Origin of the sequence: Streptomyces sp. NPDC056479, assembly GCF_042795335.1 — a bacterium.
In the GTDB taxonomy this organism is placed as follows: Bacteria; Actinomycetota; Actinomycetes; order Streptomycetales; family Streptomycetaceae; genus Streptomyces.
Genome location: NZ_JBHTRZ010000005.1, coordinates 365897 through 380067, shown reverse-complemented (window position 1 = coordinate 380067; position 14171 = coordinate 365897). Strand labels below are relative to the sequence as shown.

Sequence of the window (14171 nt, the reverse complement as noted above, 5' to 3'; positions counted from 1 at the left end):
TCTGGGGCCTGTTTCACGTGAAACTCCCCCCAAGCCTACCGGGCACCCCAAGATCGCCTCCCCACCAATTCGCCGCGCCCACGGCCCCTCCCGACAGATGTCCCGTACAGCTTCGGTGGCAGTCTGCGATCACCTCTTCTTAAAGTGGGGCAATGCGCACTGGTGAGCCCCTGCCCACCGTGGGGGAGGTTCTTGCCACCCTCGCGACCGGACTGTGGCACTGGAACACCGCCACCGGACTGGTCACGGTCGATGCGGAGGCGGCACGGCTGCTCGGGCTGCCCCCGGAGCAGTCCACTCTCAGTCAGGCCCAGGTGCGCTCCCGCCTGCATCCGGTCGACTGGAACGAGATCAGCGGAGTGATCCAGCTCGCCGTCGCCGAGGGCACGCTCGGTGAGGCACGGGTGCGGATCATGGACGAGCGGGGCCGGGTCGTCCGGGTCGGCCGCAGCCGCTTCCATGCCTCCTTCGACCGCGAGAAGCGGTCGTACGAGGTGACGGGCTCCCTCCAGGAGGTCACCGAACCGGCGCCGGGCACCTCGGCCGGGCGTACGGCGGTCACCGGCGACTGGCGGCGCTCGCGGGAGGCGTTCCTGCTGGACGCGGGCCGGGCGCTGGCCGAGGCGAGGTCCACGGCGGAGGTGCTGCGGGTCGCGGCCGGACTGTCGATGCCGGGCTTCTCACCGGACGGGCTCGCGGTGTTCGGGGTCACGGGCGACCGCCTGACGATCATCGGCCACCACGGCCATCAGCCCGGCGACGAGGACCCCTTCACACACATGGCCCTCGACACCGACTACCCGGCCGCCGAGGTCGTCCGCACCGGCCGTGCCGTCTATCTCTCCTCACCCGAGCGGTACAAGGACCGCTACCCGCTCACCTGGCCGCTCGCCGCGCACTTCGACCGGCAGTCCTGGGCGTTCCTGCCGCTGACCGTCGCCGGCCGCACGATGGGCGCCTGGATGGCGGCGTTCACCTATCCGGTCGCATTCACCCCCGACGAACGGTCCGTGCTGACGACGGTCGCCCGCATGCTCGCCCAGGCCCTGAGCCGCGCCGAGGCGGCCGAGACCGCGCGGGAGCTGACGGACGGTCTCCAGCGCTCGATGCTGCCGCAGCTGGGCCCCGAGATACCGGGCATGAACCTCGCGGCCCGGTATGTGCCCACCGGTGGCGGGCTCCAGGTCGGCGGCGACTGGTACGACATGATCCCGCTGCCCAACGGCCGCTTCGCCCTCGTCATCGGCGACGTCCAGGGCCATGACGTCCGGGCGGCGGGCCTGATGGGTCAGCTCCGCATCGCGCTGCGCGCCTATGCCTCCGAGGGCCACCGCCCCGACGCCGTCCTCTCCCGTGCCTCCCGCTTCCTGCACGGGATGACCTTCGGCGCCCTCGACGAGGACCCGACCGACCTGCGCTTCGCGACCTGCCTGTATGTCGAGGTCGACCCCACGACCGGCCTGCTGGACATCGCCCGCGCCGGTCACCCGGACCCGGCGATCCGCATGATCGACGGCACGGTGCTCGCCCGTCCGACGGCCGGCGGTCTGCCCCTCGGCATCGACCCGGACGCCGACTATCCGACGACCAGGATCACCCTGGAGCCCGGCGAGACCATGCTGATCTGCACGGACGGTCTGATCGAGACCGGCGGTCACGACCTGGAGACCGGCTGGAAGCGCATCCGCACCATCCTGGAGGAGCACGACGGCGACCTGGAGGCGCTCGCCGACGCCCTGGTCCAGGCCGTCCACGGGCCGTCCTCCCACCACACCACCGGCCCGCTCGCCGACCGGCGCGAGGACGACATAGCGGTGCTGCTGCTGTGGCGCGAGGGGGAGGGCTGCGGCTGCGGGGACACGGCGACCATCCGGCCGGCGATCCGGCGCACGGTGCTGTCGGTCGCGCAGGCCGAGCCGGAGCGGGTCGCGGTGGCCCGTCTGCAGCTGCGGGAGATGCTGCACGACTGGGCCTCGGAGGACCAGGTCGACTCGGCGGTCCTGCTGCTTTCCGAGATGCTGACGAACGTCCTCGTCCACACCGACGCCGACGCCCTGCTCCTCGCCGAGGTGCGGGGCGAGCCCGGCGCCCGCCGGATCCGCGTCGAGGTCACGGACAACAGCGACGACCTGCCGCACCGGCGCAGCCCCGGGGAGCTGGCGTCGTCCGGGCGGGGCCTGATGCTGATCGAGCTGCTGGCCCAGGCGTGGGGCGTCGACCCGCGCGGCGAGGGCAAGAGCATCTGGTTCGAGCTCTACGAGTCCGAGGGCGCCGAGGTCTCCGGGGGCGCCGCCGGCCCGGAGGCGGCCGAACTCCCGTAACGCTCCCGCATCTCGTGTGCGACGCCGAAGGCGGCGGCGGTGAGCGGTACGGAGAGCAGCATGCCGAGGATGCCGGCGACGGAGGCACCCCCGGTGATCGCCACCATGACGACGGCGGGGTGCATCTGCACGGTCCGGCTCTGGATCGCGGGCTGCAGTACATGGCCCTCCAGCACCTGCACGGCGAGCACCACACCGAGCACCCACAGCGCGATGAGGAACCCCCGGTCGGCGAGCGCGACCAGCACCGCGACGGCCCCCGAGATGAAGGCGCCGAGATAGGGGATGTAGGCCCCCACGAAGACGAGCGCGCCGAGTCCCACCGCGCCGGGGACGTCGAGGATCAGCAGCCCGACGGTGATGCACACGGCGTCGATGAGGGCGATGAGGGTGGTCCCCCGCATGAACCCCTCCACACCCTGGTACGCCCGCCGGGCCATGGCCTCCACGACGTCCCCGCTCTTGCCGGGAACGATGGACCTGAGGGCTCCCGCGGCCCGGTCGGAGTCCCGCAGGAAGAAGAAGACGAGCAGCAACGCGAGCACGGCGATGGCGATCGTCTCGCCCACGACGCTGACCCCGCTGATGAGCCCGGAGGCGGCCGTGCCGCCGAACTTGGTGAGCAGTTCCCTGGAGTTGGACGCGACGTCGTCCAGCGAGGTCCCGGCGGCCCCGAAGTGGTCGGTGAGGTCCTCGCCCGCCTGCTTGAGCGAGGCGACGATCTCGTCGCCGCTGTCCACGATCGCGGCGACGACGATGTAGACGGCCCCGCCGACGACGGCCACCACGGCCACGCAGGTGAGCCCGGCGGCGACGGACCGGTTGACCTTGGCCTTGACCAGCCGCCGGTGCAGCGGCCCGAGCAGCGCCGTCCCCAGCAGCGCGAGCAGCACGGGCACGACGGCCGTACGGAACTCCACGGCCAGCCGGATCCCGACGTAGACGACCCCGGCGACGAGCAACACGACGGCGCACCAGGCGGCGAGCCGCCGGACGGGATCGGGGAGCAGCGGGGTGGGGGCCTGCACGATTCCAGCGGATCATGCGCGGAGCGGGGCTGTCGTGTGCGGGCGGACCGGGTGGGTGACGGACGGCGAAAGGCCCGGAACCGCACGACGGGCGTGCGGCTCCGGGCCTTTCGAGAACGGGTGGCTTACAGCCCGCCCTCCGACATCCCGTGCACCGCAGGGATCGTCCCCAGGCGGCCCTTCTGGAAGTCCTCGAAGGCCTGCATGAGCTCGTCCTTGGTGTTCATGACGAACGGGCCGTAGTGGGCCATCGGCTCACGGATCGGCTGTCCGCCGAGGAGGACGACCTCCAGGTCCGGCGTGTGGGAGTCCTGCTGCTCGTCGGCACGGACGGTCAGGGCACCGCCGTCACCGAAGACCGCGGTCTGGCCCTTGTGGATCGGACGGCGGTCGGCACCCACGGTGCCGCGGCCCGCGAGGACGTACGCGAGGCCATTGAAGTCCTCACGCCACGGCAGGGTGATCTCCGCGCCCGCGGCGATGGTCGCGTGGATCATCGTGATCGGGGTGTGGGTGATGCCGGGACCCTGGTGGCCGTCCAGCTCACCGGCGATGACGCGCAGCAGCGCGCCGCCGTCGGGGGTGGTGAGCAGCTGGACGTTGCCGCCGCGGATGTCCTGGTAGCGCGGCGCCATCATCTTGTCCTTGGCCGGGAGGTTCACCCACAGCTGCAGGCCATGGAAGAGACCGCCGGACATGACCAGCGACTCCGGCGGGGCCTCGATGTGGAGCAGGCCCGAACCGGCCGTCATCCACTGGGTGTCGCCGTTGGTGATGGTGCCACCGCCGCCGTTGCTGTCCTGGTGGTCGAAGATCCCGTCGATGATGTAGGTGACGGTCTCGAAGCCGCGGTGCGGGTGCCACGGGGTGCCCTTGGGCTCGCCCGGCGCGTACTCCACCTCGCCCATCTGGTCCATCATGATGAACGGGTCCAGATGGCGGTAGTTGATCCCGGCGAACGCTCGGCGCACCGGGAAGCCCTCACCCTCGAAACCGCTCGGCGCGGTCGTGACGGCGAGCACGGGACGTGCCACGGCCTCCGCGGGCGCGGCGACGCGGGGCAGCGTCAGCGGGTTCTCGACGGTCACTGCAGGCATGTCGGTACCTCCTTGTGCGCAGTTTAGTTGAGCATTGAACTTCTTGCCACCCCTAACGGGAAAAGCCCGGAAGGCATTCTCTCCGGGCACAGCCGAAGGCCGGCGCCCTGGGCGGGCGCCGGCCTTCCTCACGAGGACCCGGTGCTTCGGCGGCGGCTCAGTGTGTCAGGAAGATCCGCGGCGACGGGTCAGACGGCCAGTTCCTGCTGCTCCTGAGGGGTGCGGGCGGCCTCGCCCGGCTTCTGCCGGTCGTCCCGCATGACCAGGGTGGCCAGCAGCGCCGCCACCAGGACACCGATCGCGCTGACCGTGAAGGTGGTGGACATCGATGCCGTGAAGGCTTCGCGGGCGGCGGCGATCAGACCGGCGTCACCATCGGCGACCGCACCGGCGATCGAGTGCCTGGCCTCCTCCGGCACCCCCTCGGGCATCCGGTCCGCGAAGCCGCTCGACAGCAGCGAGCCGAGTATCGCGATGCCGAGGGCGGTTCCGGCCTGCTGGATGGTGTCGTTCAGGGCCGAGCCGACACCCGCCTTCTCCGCCGGGATGGTGCCCATCAGCGCACCGACCGCGGCCGGCATCGCGAGGCCCGCGCCGAGACCGAGGAGCCCGAGCGCGACCGCCGGGACCGTGAAGCCGGAGTCGGCCGAGACCGTGGCCAGCAGGGCGAAGCAGGCCACCATCACCAGCATTCCGCCGAGGATCACCCACCGGTTGCCGTACTTCGCTGAGAGCTTGACGCCCACGCCGTTGCCGACCAGCGCCGTGATCGCCAGCGGCAGGAAGGCGAGGCCCGCCTTGACGGGCGAGTAGCCGAGCACGAACTGCAGGTACTGCGTGAGGACCAGCAGCAGACCGCCGTTGCCGATCTGGACCAGGGCCAGGGAGAGCGAACCGCCGCTGAAGTTGCGGTGCTTGAAGAGGACCAGCGGGACCATCGGGGACCTGGTGACGTTCTCCCAGATCACGAAGCCGACGAGGGACACGAGCGCCACGGGCAGGGCGACGGTCCACACCCCGTGCTGCGGAAGCTCGATGATCCACCAGACCAGGGCCGTCATCCCGGCCGCCGAGAGCACCGCGCCCAGCGGGTCGGCCTTCTGCCAGGGCGCCCTGGACTCCGGCATCAGAGTCAGACCGGCGACGATCGCGAGCACCACGATCGGCACGTTGATGAAGAAGATCGACTGCCAGGAGAAGTGGTCGATCAGGACACCGCCGAGCACCGGGCTGCCGACCAGGCCGAGCATGGACACCGAGCTCCAGGCCGCCATCGCCTTGCCGCGCTCCTCCTCGTCGAAGACGGTGATGAGGATCGACAGGGTGGACGGCATGATCAGCGCCCCGCCGACACCCATCGCGACGCGTACGGCGATCACCTCCCCGGGGCTGGTGCACCAGGTCGCGGCCAGTGAGGCCGCCCCGAAGAGCAGCAGCCCGATCAGCATCACCTTCCGGCGTCCGAACCGGTCGCCCAGGCTGCCGGAGGTGAGCAGCAGCCCCGCGAACACGAGGATGTAGGAGTCCAGGATCCACTGGGTCTCCTGGGCGCTCGCCCCGATCTCCCCGGTCATCACGGGAACCGCGACGGTCAGCGCCATGCTGTCGACGACCAGCACAAGCGTGCTCAGGCAGAGCACGATCAGAATCCACCAGCGGCGTGGATCACGCGTTCCCTTGACGTCCATGACGTTCCCCTCCGGTTCGTGAACACCGTTCCTTCGTTGCGAACACTGTACGCATGATGGAACAGTGTTCGCAACCCTCGTTTCCTGTACGCTCGATGCGAACGATGTACGCAGGGATGCGAAGGAGTGCCGATGGCCGCCAGGACGACGAAGCAGAGCTCCATCCCCTCCGTATGGGCCCGCCCCCAGCGCGAGTCCGACCAGCCCACTCTCAGCCGCGCCACGATCGTGCGCGAGGCGATCGTCATGCTGGACGCGGAGGGCGTCGAGGCGCTGAGCATGCGCAAGCTCGCCACCAGGCTGAACGCCGGCGCGGCCTCCCTGTACCGGCACGTGGCCACCAAGGACGAGCTGATGGAGCTGGCCGTCGACGAGGTCGCCGCCGAGATTCACGTACCGCCGGCGGACAGCCCCGACTGGCGGGCGGCGGCCGGCGAGGCCGCGGGGGCGTTCCGTTCGACGGCCCTGCGTCACCCGTGGCTGTCATCGGTGCTCGGGCAGGCGGGCCTCGCCTATCTCGGCCCGAACCTCATGGCGTTCTCCGAGCGGCTGGCGGCCCTGTTCACGGCCGCCGGATTCGCGAAGCCGTCGGGCCCGATCGACACCCTGCTGTCGTATGTGATCGGCATGAGCACCACGGAGGCCGCCTGGCTCACCACGGTCGCCCGCTCCGGCGAGACCGAGGCGGAGTTCATCGCCCGGCTGATGCCCGCCGCGCAGCAGGCGGCCGCGCCCCACGAGCACCTCGCCGAGGGATACACCGAAGCTCTCACCACCACCATCGACCCCGTGGCCCTGCGCGACGACAAGTTCACCTACGGCCTGGAGGTCGTCCTGGACGGCCTGGCGCTGCGCCTGAAGACACCGGGTTCGTGAACGCACCTAGGGGCGCGGGGAACTGCGCGGCCAGCCACAACGGACCCGCAGACGACGAACGGCGCTCGCGAAGCGCTACCCGTACATCCGCCGCATCGCGAACTCGACCATCTGCTCCACGGCCTTCGCGTCGAAGACCATGCGGTGCTCGCCCTCCATGTCGACGACGAAGCCGTAGCCCGTCGGCAGCAGGTCGATCACCTCGGCGCCGGTGATGACGAAGTACTTGGACTCCTTGCCCGCGTACCTGCGCAGCTCCTTCAGCGAGGTGAACATCGGGATCACCGGCTGCTGGGTGTTGTGCAGGGCGAGGAAGCCCGGGTTGTCGCCGCGCGGGCAGTAGACCTTCGAGGTCGCGAAGACCTGCTGGAAGTCCTCGGCGGACATCTGCCCGGTGGTGAAGGCGCGCACCGCGTCCGCTAGCGACGGCGGGGACGGCTCGGGGTAGAGCGGCGGCTGCTGGCCGTATCCGCCCACGCCACCGGCCATGGGCTGCTGCGGCGGGGCGTACTGCTGCTGTGCGGCGCCCCCGTCCATGGGCTGGCCGTATCCATACATGGGCGCAAGAGTACCGAGAGCGGCCGGGGGACGGGCTGGTACGGGGGTCCTGGCAAACCGACAGCAGGTTGACAGCGCGTCGACAGCCCCGGCGCTGGTTTCGCGGGGCCCCCGCTCCTAGCGTCTGCCGTATCGATCCGCCGTAGCGAGAGCAGTGCCCGATACGGCGCCGCACCGGCAAGGGGACAGCCATGCACCGACACCACGGCGACGAGGACCACGAGCACGACCGAGGGCTCCCGTACGACCTCCCCGTCCTCGCCCGCCGCCGCATGATCCGGCTGATGGCGGGGGCGAGCCTGGTTCCGCTGGTGGGCTGCACGTCCGAGGACGGGACCTCGCCCGGCGCCTCCTCCAAGGGCTCCGGCACCTCCGCCTCGCCCTCCTCGTCCGCCGAGTGCGCGACCATCCCGGACGAGACCGCCGGACCCTTCCCCGGCGACGGCTCGAACGGCGTGAACGTCCTCAAGGAGAGCGGTGTCGTCCGCAGCGACATCACCGCGAGCTTCGGCGACTCGGCGGGCGGCACCGCCGAGGGCGTGCCCCTGACCCTCACCCTGACGGTCGTGGACGCCGCCTCCGGGTGCGGGACGCCGAAGAAGGGCGCCGCGGTCTACCTCTGGCACTGCGACCGGGACGGCAACTACTCCCTGTACTCCGAGGGCGTCACCGAGGAGAACTACCTGCGCGGCGTGCAGGAGACCGACGACGAGGGCCGGGTGACCTTCAGGACCGTCTTCCCGGGCTGCTACGCGGGCCGCTGGCCGCACATCCACTTCGAGGTCTACGGCAGCCTCGCGGACGCCACCGCGGCGACATCCCTCACGAACACCTCTCAGCTGGCGTTCCCGAAGGACGTCTGCGACACGGTGTACGCCTCGGACGGCTACGACGCGAGCGTGCGCAATCTGAGCGGCCTCTCCCTTGAGTCCGACGGCATCTTCAGTGATGGTTACGACCAGCAGCTGGCGACGATGACGGGCGGCGTGGCGGAGGGATACACGGCGACACTGACGGTTCCGGTGTGACCTGTCACAGAGTGCGGATCGGGGTTGCGCCTTATTACTGACGGGTAGCATCATCGTAGCTACTGGTTGGTACGTGTACTAGCGCGAGGATCCAAGTGCCTCGCCGATCCCTCTACGGAGTCGTGACCATGGGGCACTACAAGTCGAATCTCCGCGACATCGAGTTCAACCTCTTCGAGGTGCTCGGACGCGACAAGCTGTACGGCACGGGTCCGTTCGAGGAGATGGACGTCGAGACCGCGAAAAGCATCCTGGAGGAGCTGACCCGCCTCTCCGAGAACGAGCTGGCGGAGTCCTTCACCGACGCCGACCGCAACCCGCCGGTCTTCGACCCCGAGACGAACACCGCGCCGGTTCCCGCGTCCTTCAAGAAGAGCTACAAGGCCTTCATGGACTCCGAGTACTGGCGCCTCGGTCTCCCGGAGGCCATCGGCGGTACGACGGCTCCCCCGTCGCTGATCTGGTCGTACGCGGAGCTGATCCTCGGTTCCAACCCGGCCGTGTGGATGTACTCCTCCGGTCCGGCGTTCGCCGGGATCCTCTACGACGAGGGCAACGACGTACAGAAGAAGATCGCCCAGATCGCCGTGGAGCGGACCTGGGGTTCCACCATGGTGCTGACCGAGCCCGACGCGGGTTCCGACGTCGGCGCCGGCCGCACGAAGGCGGTCCAGCAGGAGGACGGCTCCTGGCACATCGAGGGCGTGAAGCGCTTCATCACCTCCGGTGAGCACGACATGGAGGAGAACATCCTTCACTACGTGCTCGCGCGCCCCGAGGGAGCCGGTCCGGGCACCAAGGGCCTGTCCCTCTTCCTCGTCCCGAAGTACCTCTTCGACTTCGAGACCGGTGAGCTGGGCGAGCGCAACGGCGTCTACGCCACCAACGTCGAGCACAAGATGGGCCTGAAGGCCTCCAACACCTGCGAGATGACCTTCGGCGACCAGCACCCCGCCAAGGGCTGGCTGATCGGCGACAAGCACGAGGGCATCCGCCAGATGTTCCGCATCATCGAGTTCGCCCGCATGATGGTCGGCACGAAGGCGATCTCCACGCTGTCCACGGGCTACCTGAACGCGCTGGAGTACGCCAAGGAGCGCGTCCAGGGTCCCGACCTCGCGAACTTCATGGACAAGGCCGCGCCCAAGGTCACCATCACCCACCACCCGGACGTGCGCCGCTCGCTCATGACGCAGAAGGCGTACGCGGAGGGCATGCGGGCGCTGGTGCTGTACACGGCGTCGGTGCAGGACGCGATCGCCGTCAAGGAGGCCGCGGGCGAGGACGTCAAGACCGAGCACGCGCTGAACGACCTGCTCCTGCCGATCGTGAAGGGCTACGGCTCCGAGAAGGGCTACGAGCAGCTCGCCCAGTCGCTGCAGACCTTCGGCGGCTCCGGGTTCCTCCAGGAGTACCCGATCGAGCAGTACATCCGCGACGCCAAGATCGACACCCTGTACGAGGGCACGACGGCGATCCAGGGCCAGGACTTCTTCTTCCGGAAGATCGTCCGCAACCAGGGCGCCGCGCTGAACTCGCTCGCCGAGGACATCAAGAAGTTCCTGGCGCTCGGCGAGGGCGGCGAGGAGCTGGCCGGTGCCCGCGAGCACCTGGCGAAGGCCGCCGTCGAGCTGGAGGCGATCGTCGGCCTGATGCTGACCGACCTCGCGGCCACCGAGCAGGACGTCAAGAACATCTACAAGGTGGGCCTGAACACCAGCCGCCTGCTGCTCGCCTCCGGTGACGTGGTCGTCGGCTACCTGCTGCTCAAGGGTGCCGCGGTCGCCGCGGAGAAGCTTCCGAACGCCTCCGCCAAGGACAAGGCGTTCTACGCGGGCAAGATCGCCGCGGCGCGGTTCTTCGCGGCCAACGTCCTGCCCGGCGTCACCGGTGCGCGCAAGCTCGCCGAGGGTGTCGACCTGGACCTGATGGAGCTGGACGAGGCCGCCTTCTAGCCGGCCCCTTCCAGTCGGCGAAGCGGCAACCGCCACCGCCCCTTTCCAGCCAGTCGTTCCAGTCACTCACGGACATTCCACATCGCCCTTACGAGGGCCCGCTCCCCTTCTCCGGGAGCGGGCCCTCGTACGTCGTTAAGGTGAACCCCATGAGCGAACCCCCCCGCTTCGATCGCGGCCACACCGACGACCTCATGTCCTTCCTGGCGGCGAGCCCGTCGCCGTACCACGCCGTGGCGAACGCCGCCGAGCGGCTGGAGAAGGCCGGATTCAGGCAGGTCTCGGAGACGGACGCCTGGGACGGGACGAGCGGTGGCAAGTACGTGCTGCGCGGTGGCGCGATCGTGGCCTGGTACGTCCCCGAGGGCGCGGCGCCCCACACGCCGTTCCGGATCGTCGGCGCGCACACGGACTCCCCCAACCTCCGGGTGAAGCCGCGGCCCGACACCGGGGCGCACGGCTGGCGGCAGGTGGCCGTGGAGATCTACGGCGGACCGCTGCTCAACTCCTGGCTCGACCGCGACCTGGGCCTCGCGGGCCGGCTGACGCTGCGGGACGGCTCGACGCGGCTGGTGAACGTGGACCGTCCGCTGCTGCGCGTCCCTCAGCTCGCCATCCACCTGGACCGCTCGGTGTCGGCCGAGGGACTCAAGCTCGACAAACAACGGCACCTCCAGCCCGTCTGGGGCCTCGGCGATGTGCGCGACGGCGACCTGATCGCCTTCCTGGAGGAGACCGCCGGACTGGCCGCGGGCGAGGTCACGGGCTGGGACCTGATGGTCCACTCGGTCGAGCCGCCGGCGTACCTGGGCCGGGACAAGGAACTGCTCGCGGGCCCGCGCATGGACAACCTGCTGTCGGTCCACGCGGGCACGGCCGCCCTGACCGCGGTGGCCGGCTCGGGCGCCGGGCTGCCGTACATCCCCGTACTGGCCGCCTTCGACCACGAGGAGAACGGCTCGCAGAGCGACACCGGCGCGGACGGGCCGCTGCTGGGCGGCATCCTGGAGCGCTCGGTGTTCGCCCGCGGGGGATCGTACGAGGACAAGGCACGCGCCTTCGCCGGCACCGTCTGTCTCTCCTCCGACACGGGCCACGCGGTCCACCCCAACTACGCCGAGCGTCACGACCCGACGCACCACCCGCGCGTCAACGGCGGGCCGATCCTCAAGGTCAACGTCAACAACCGCTACGCGACCGACGGTTCGGGCCGCGCGGTGTGGGCGGCGGCCTGCGAGAAGGCGGACGTCCCCTTCCAGTCCTTCGTCTCCAACAACTCCATGCCCTGCGGCACCACCATCGGCCCGATCACCGCGGCCCGGCACGGCATCAGGACCGTCGACATCGGCGTGGCGATCCTTTCGATGCACAGCGCCCGGGAGTTGTGCGGTGTGGACGACCCGTGGCTGCTGGCGAATTCGCTGGTGGCGTTCCTGGAGGGGTAGTTCGCGGAGGCAGCCGCATGAGTGCCTCCGACCGGGGTACCCGGCGGTCCGGACCGGAACGACCGGACCGGACAGGAGGCGACACTCATGGGCCTCGGCGGATGCATCATCCTCATCGCCGCGGGAGCCATCCTCACGTTTGCGACCGACTGGGACATGGAGGGGGTAAATCTCAACCTGGTCGGCATCATCCTGATGATCGTCGGGCTGATCGGCGTCACGACGTTCAGCAGCATCGCCAGGCGCAGGCGTGTAGTGGTACCGCCCTCGACTCCGGTCGTCGGCGAAGAGCCCCATCACCATCGACGGGACGGCTACAGCGACGGTTACGGCGCCTGAGCCCCGGCCGCGTCGTCCATTCCCGCGAGCACCAGGGGCAGGCGGTCGGCGCCCGTCCCGGTCAGGCGGACCGGCACGCCCCAGTCCTGCTGGTGGACATGGCAGGCCGGATATTCGATGTCCGGATCGTCGTCGCAGGACGCCGCCATCGCGGAGACATGCAGAACGCCCTCCGGCACGGACGGGTCGATTTCGAGGGTGCGGGAGAGATCGGTCCCCGCACCCTCACCCGTGCGCAGCAGCTCCGGCGGCGTCGACGAGACCAGCAGACGGGTCGAGGGGCCGTACCGGGTGTCGAGCTTCTGGCCCTGCGGGGCCTGGAAGATCACGTCCAAGTGGAGCTTGCCGGGGGCGACTTCGGTGGCGGCGCGCCGGGTGCGGTGGGCGACCGCCTCGACGCGTACGGCCTCTTCCGGCAGGCGCAGCCGGGTGAGGCGGTGCCGTGCCGATTCGACGACCACGAGGTCGTCCCCGGCCAGCACCGCGTCCGACGGCTCCCGCAGATCCGTGGCCAGCGTGGTGACCTCGCCGGTCGCGGGATCGTAGCGACGCAGGGCGTGGTTGTACGTATCGCTGACCGCGACCGAGCCGTCGGGCAGTGCCGTGACGCCCAACGGGTGCTGCAGCAGGGCCTGTTCGGCGGCGCCGTCGCGGTGACCGAAGTCGAAGAGGCCGGTGCCGACGGCGGTGTGGACGGCGCTCTCGCGGTCCACCCAGCGCAGAGCGCTCGTCTCGGAGTCGGCGAGCCAGAGGCGGTCGCCGTCCGGGGAGACGGCGAGGCCCGACGGCTGGGCGAACCACGCCTGCGTGCCCGGTCCGTCGACCAGCCCCTCGTTGGTCGTGCCCGCGGCCACCTCGACCGTGCCCTTCGCCGGGTCGTACGTCCACAGCTGATGGACGCCGGCCATGGCGATCCACACCCGTCCGGCGAAGACCGCCACGTCCCACGGTGACGACAGGTCCACCTCGCGCCCGGGACCGGACGTGGGCGAACCCCGCCACCACTGCTTGCCGGTGCCCGCGAGGGTGGTGACGTCGCCGGTCGCGAGGTCGAGGCGGCGCAGGGCGTGGTTGACCGTGTCGGCGACGACGACCGAGGCGTCGTCGAGGAGGGCGAGGCCCTGCGGCTCGTTGAAGCCCGCCGAGTCCGCCGTACCGTCGGCGAACGCGCGCGTGCCGGACCCGATCCGCCGTACGACCGTCTCCCCGTCCGCCTCCAGCTCCACGAGCTGATGCCGGGTCGTGTCACTGACCAGGAAGTTCCCGGACGGCAGCAGCAGGGCCTTGCCCGGGAAGCGCAGCACCGTCGGCTCCGGCTCGGGCGCCACGTAGGGCCCGTCGCCGCGCCGCAGGGTGCCCTTGGCCTCGTGCTCGGCCTCCAGCTCGGTCACCAGCCGCTCGATGGCGTGCACATGGCCCTCACCGGCGTGCTGCGCGACGACGTACCCCTCCGGGTCGATCACGACGAGCGTCGGCCAGGCCCGCACCGCGTACTGCTTCCAGGTGGCTAGCTCCGGGTCGTCGAGGACGGGATGCCCGACCCCGTACCGCTCCACGGCATCCACGACCGCCCCGTGCTCGGCTTCGTGCACGAACTTCGGCGAGTGCACCCCGATGACGACCACCGTGTCCCGGTGCTTCTCCTCCAGCTCGCGTAGTTCGTCCAGGACGTGCAGGCAGTTCACGCAGCAAAAGGTCCAAAAGTCCAGAACGACGATGCGTCCGCGCAGGTCGGCCAGCGTGTACGAGTGGTCGCCCGTGTTCAGCCAGCCGCCCTTGCCGACCAGCTCGGGGGCGCGGACGCGGACGCGGCGGCGGGTGGAGTCGTTCATGCCC

The 14171-nt window shown here is 70.2% G+C and carries 11 protein-coding genes; 6 read left to right on the top strand and 5 right to left on the bottom strand.

The genetic code is table 11. From position 1 onward, the window contains the following. Positions 1 to 152: 152 nt before the first annotated feature. A complete protein-coding gene (locus ACFQ6S_RS22020) occupies positions 153 to 2321 on the top strand; it encodes a SpoIIE family protein phosphatase (RefSeq protein WP_383412221.1) in 2169 nt (722 codons plus the stop codon). Here ACFQ6S_RS22020 and ACFQ6S_RS22015 read toward each other — a convergent pair. The 3 genes from ACFQ6S_RS22015 to ACFQ6S_RS22005 form a co-directional block, all read right to left on the bottom strand. Next, complete coding sequence (locus ACFQ6S_RS22015; RefSeq protein ID WP_383412218.1) at positions 2255 to 3349, bottom strand: AI-2E family transporter; 1095 nt, start codon at positions 3347 to 3349, stop codon at positions 2255 to 2257. The two genes, ACFQ6S_RS22020 and ACFQ6S_RS22015, sit on opposite strands and share 67 nt — an antisense overlap. A 125-nt stretch (positions 3350 to 3474) precedes the next feature. Continuing rightward, on the bottom strand, positions 3475 to 4446 hold the full coding sequence (locus ACFQ6S_RS22010) for a pirin family protein (RefSeq protein WP_383412215.1): 972 nt from the start codon (positions 4444 to 4446) through the stop codon (positions 3475 to 3477). 188 nt (positions 4447 to 4634) lie between these two features. Continuing rightward, entirely contained in the window at positions 4635 to 6134 is a 1500-nt protein-coding gene (locus ACFQ6S_RS22005) for an MFS transporter (RefSeq protein ID WP_383412212.1), read from the bottom strand. A 132-nt stretch (positions 6135 to 6266) separates the two neighbouring features. Between ACFQ6S_RS22005 and ACFQ6S_RS22000 the strand changes: the two genes are divergently transcribed. Next, entirely contained in the window at positions 6267 to 7010 is a 744-nt protein-coding gene (locus ACFQ6S_RS22000; RefSeq protein WP_383412210.1) for a TetR/AcrR family transcriptional regulator C-terminal domain-containing protein, read from the top strand. Positions 7011 to 7085: 75 nt separating this feature from the next. On the opposite strand, the gene ACFQ6S_RS21995 is transcribed toward ACFQ6S_RS22000, so the two are convergent. Continuing rightward, entirely contained in the window at positions 7086 to 7568 is a 483-nt protein-coding gene (locus tag ACFQ6S_RS21995; RefSeq protein ID WP_383412208.1) for an SseB family protein, read from the bottom strand. A 191-nt stretch (positions 7569 to 7759) separates the two neighbouring features. Here ACFQ6S_RS21995 and ACFQ6S_RS21990 point away from each other — a divergent pair, with 191 nt between their 5' ends. The 4 genes from ACFQ6S_RS21990 (at position 7760) to ACFQ6S_RS21975 (ending at position 12335) form a co-directional block, all read left to right on the top strand. Continuing rightward, the gene (locus tag ACFQ6S_RS21990) at positions 7760 to 8596 is read left to right on the top strand and encodes an intradiol ring-cleavage dioxygenase (protein ID WP_383412205.1); all 837 of its coding nucleotides are present in this window, start codon (positions 7760 to 7762) and stop codon (positions 8594 to 8596) included. A 128-nt stretch (positions 8597 to 8724) separates the two neighbouring features. Then, positions 8725 to 10551: an acyl-CoA dehydrogenase gene (locus tag ACFQ6S_RS21985; protein ID WP_383412979.1), complete on the top strand. Its 1827-nt coding sequence runs from the start codon at positions 8725 to 8727 to the stop codon at positions 10549 to 10551. 149 nt (positions 10552 to 10700) lie between these two features. Next, the gene (locus ACFQ6S_RS21980; RefSeq protein WP_383412202.1) at positions 10701 to 11996 is read left to right on the top strand and encodes a M18 family aminopeptidase; all 1296 of its coding nucleotides are present in this window, start codon (positions 10701 to 10703) and stop codon (positions 11994 to 11996) included. Positions 11997 to 12083: 87 nt separating this feature from the next. After that, entirely contained in the window at positions 12084 to 12335 is a 252-nt protein-coding gene (locus ACFQ6S_RS21975) for a DUF6458 family protein (RefSeq protein ID WP_383412200.1), read from the top strand. Here ACFQ6S_RS21975 and ACFQ6S_RS21970 read toward each other — a convergent pair. Then, positions 12323 to 14167 carry an NHL domain-containing thioredoxin family protein gene (locus tag ACFQ6S_RS21970; RefSeq protein ID WP_383412197.1) on the bottom strand — a complete coding sequence of 615 codons (1845 nt, stop codon included), beginning with the start codon at positions 14165 to 14167 and terminating at the stop codon, positions 12323 to 12325. The genes ACFQ6S_RS21975 and ACFQ6S_RS21970 overlap by 13 nt on opposite strands. Between the last annotated feature and the right edge of the window lie 4 nt (positions 14168 to 14171).

Bases quoted from the DNA above. Each gene is read 5' to 3' on its own strand.
- ACFQ6S_RS22020 (WP_383412221.1), top strand. From the start codon at position 153: ATGCGCACTGGTGAGCCCCTGCCCACCGTGGGGGAGGTTCTTGCCACC.
- ACFQ6S_RS21995 (WP_383412208.1), bottom strand. From the start codon at position 7,568: ATGTATGGATACGGCCAGCCCATGGACGGGGGCGCCGCACAGCAGCAG.
- ACFQ6S_RS21980 (WP_383412202.1), top strand. From the start codon at position 10,701: ATGAGCGAACCCCCCCGCTTCGATCGCGGCCACACCGACGACCTCATG.
- ACFQ6S_RS22010 (WP_383412215.1), bottom strand. From the start codon at position 4,446: ATGCCTGCAGTGACCGTCGAGAACCCGCTGACGCTGCCCCGCGTCGCC.
- ACFQ6S_RS21975 (WP_383412200.1), top strand. From the start codon at position 12,084: ATGGGCCTCGGCGGATGCATCATCCTCATCGCCGCGGGAGCCATCCTC.
- ACFQ6S_RS22000 (WP_383412210.1), top strand. From the start codon at position 6,267: ATGGCCGCCAGGACGACGAAGCAGAGCTCCATCCCCTCCGTATGGGCC.
- ACFQ6S_RS21990 (WP_383412205.1), top strand. From the start codon at position 7,760: ATGCACCGACACCACGGCGACGAGGACCACGAGCACGACCGAGGGCTC.
- ACFQ6S_RS22005 (WP_383412212.1), bottom strand. From the start codon at position 6,134: ATGGACGTCAAGGGAACGCGTGATCCACGCCGCTGGTGGATTCTGATC.
- ACFQ6S_RS21970 (WP_383412197.1), bottom strand. From the start codon at position 14,167: ATGAACGACTCCACCCGCCGCCGCGTCCGCGTCCGCGCCCCCGAGCTG.
- ACFQ6S_RS21985 (WP_383412979.1), top strand. From the start codon at position 8,725: ATGGGGCACTACAAGTCGAATCTCCGCGACATCGAGTTCAACCTCTTC.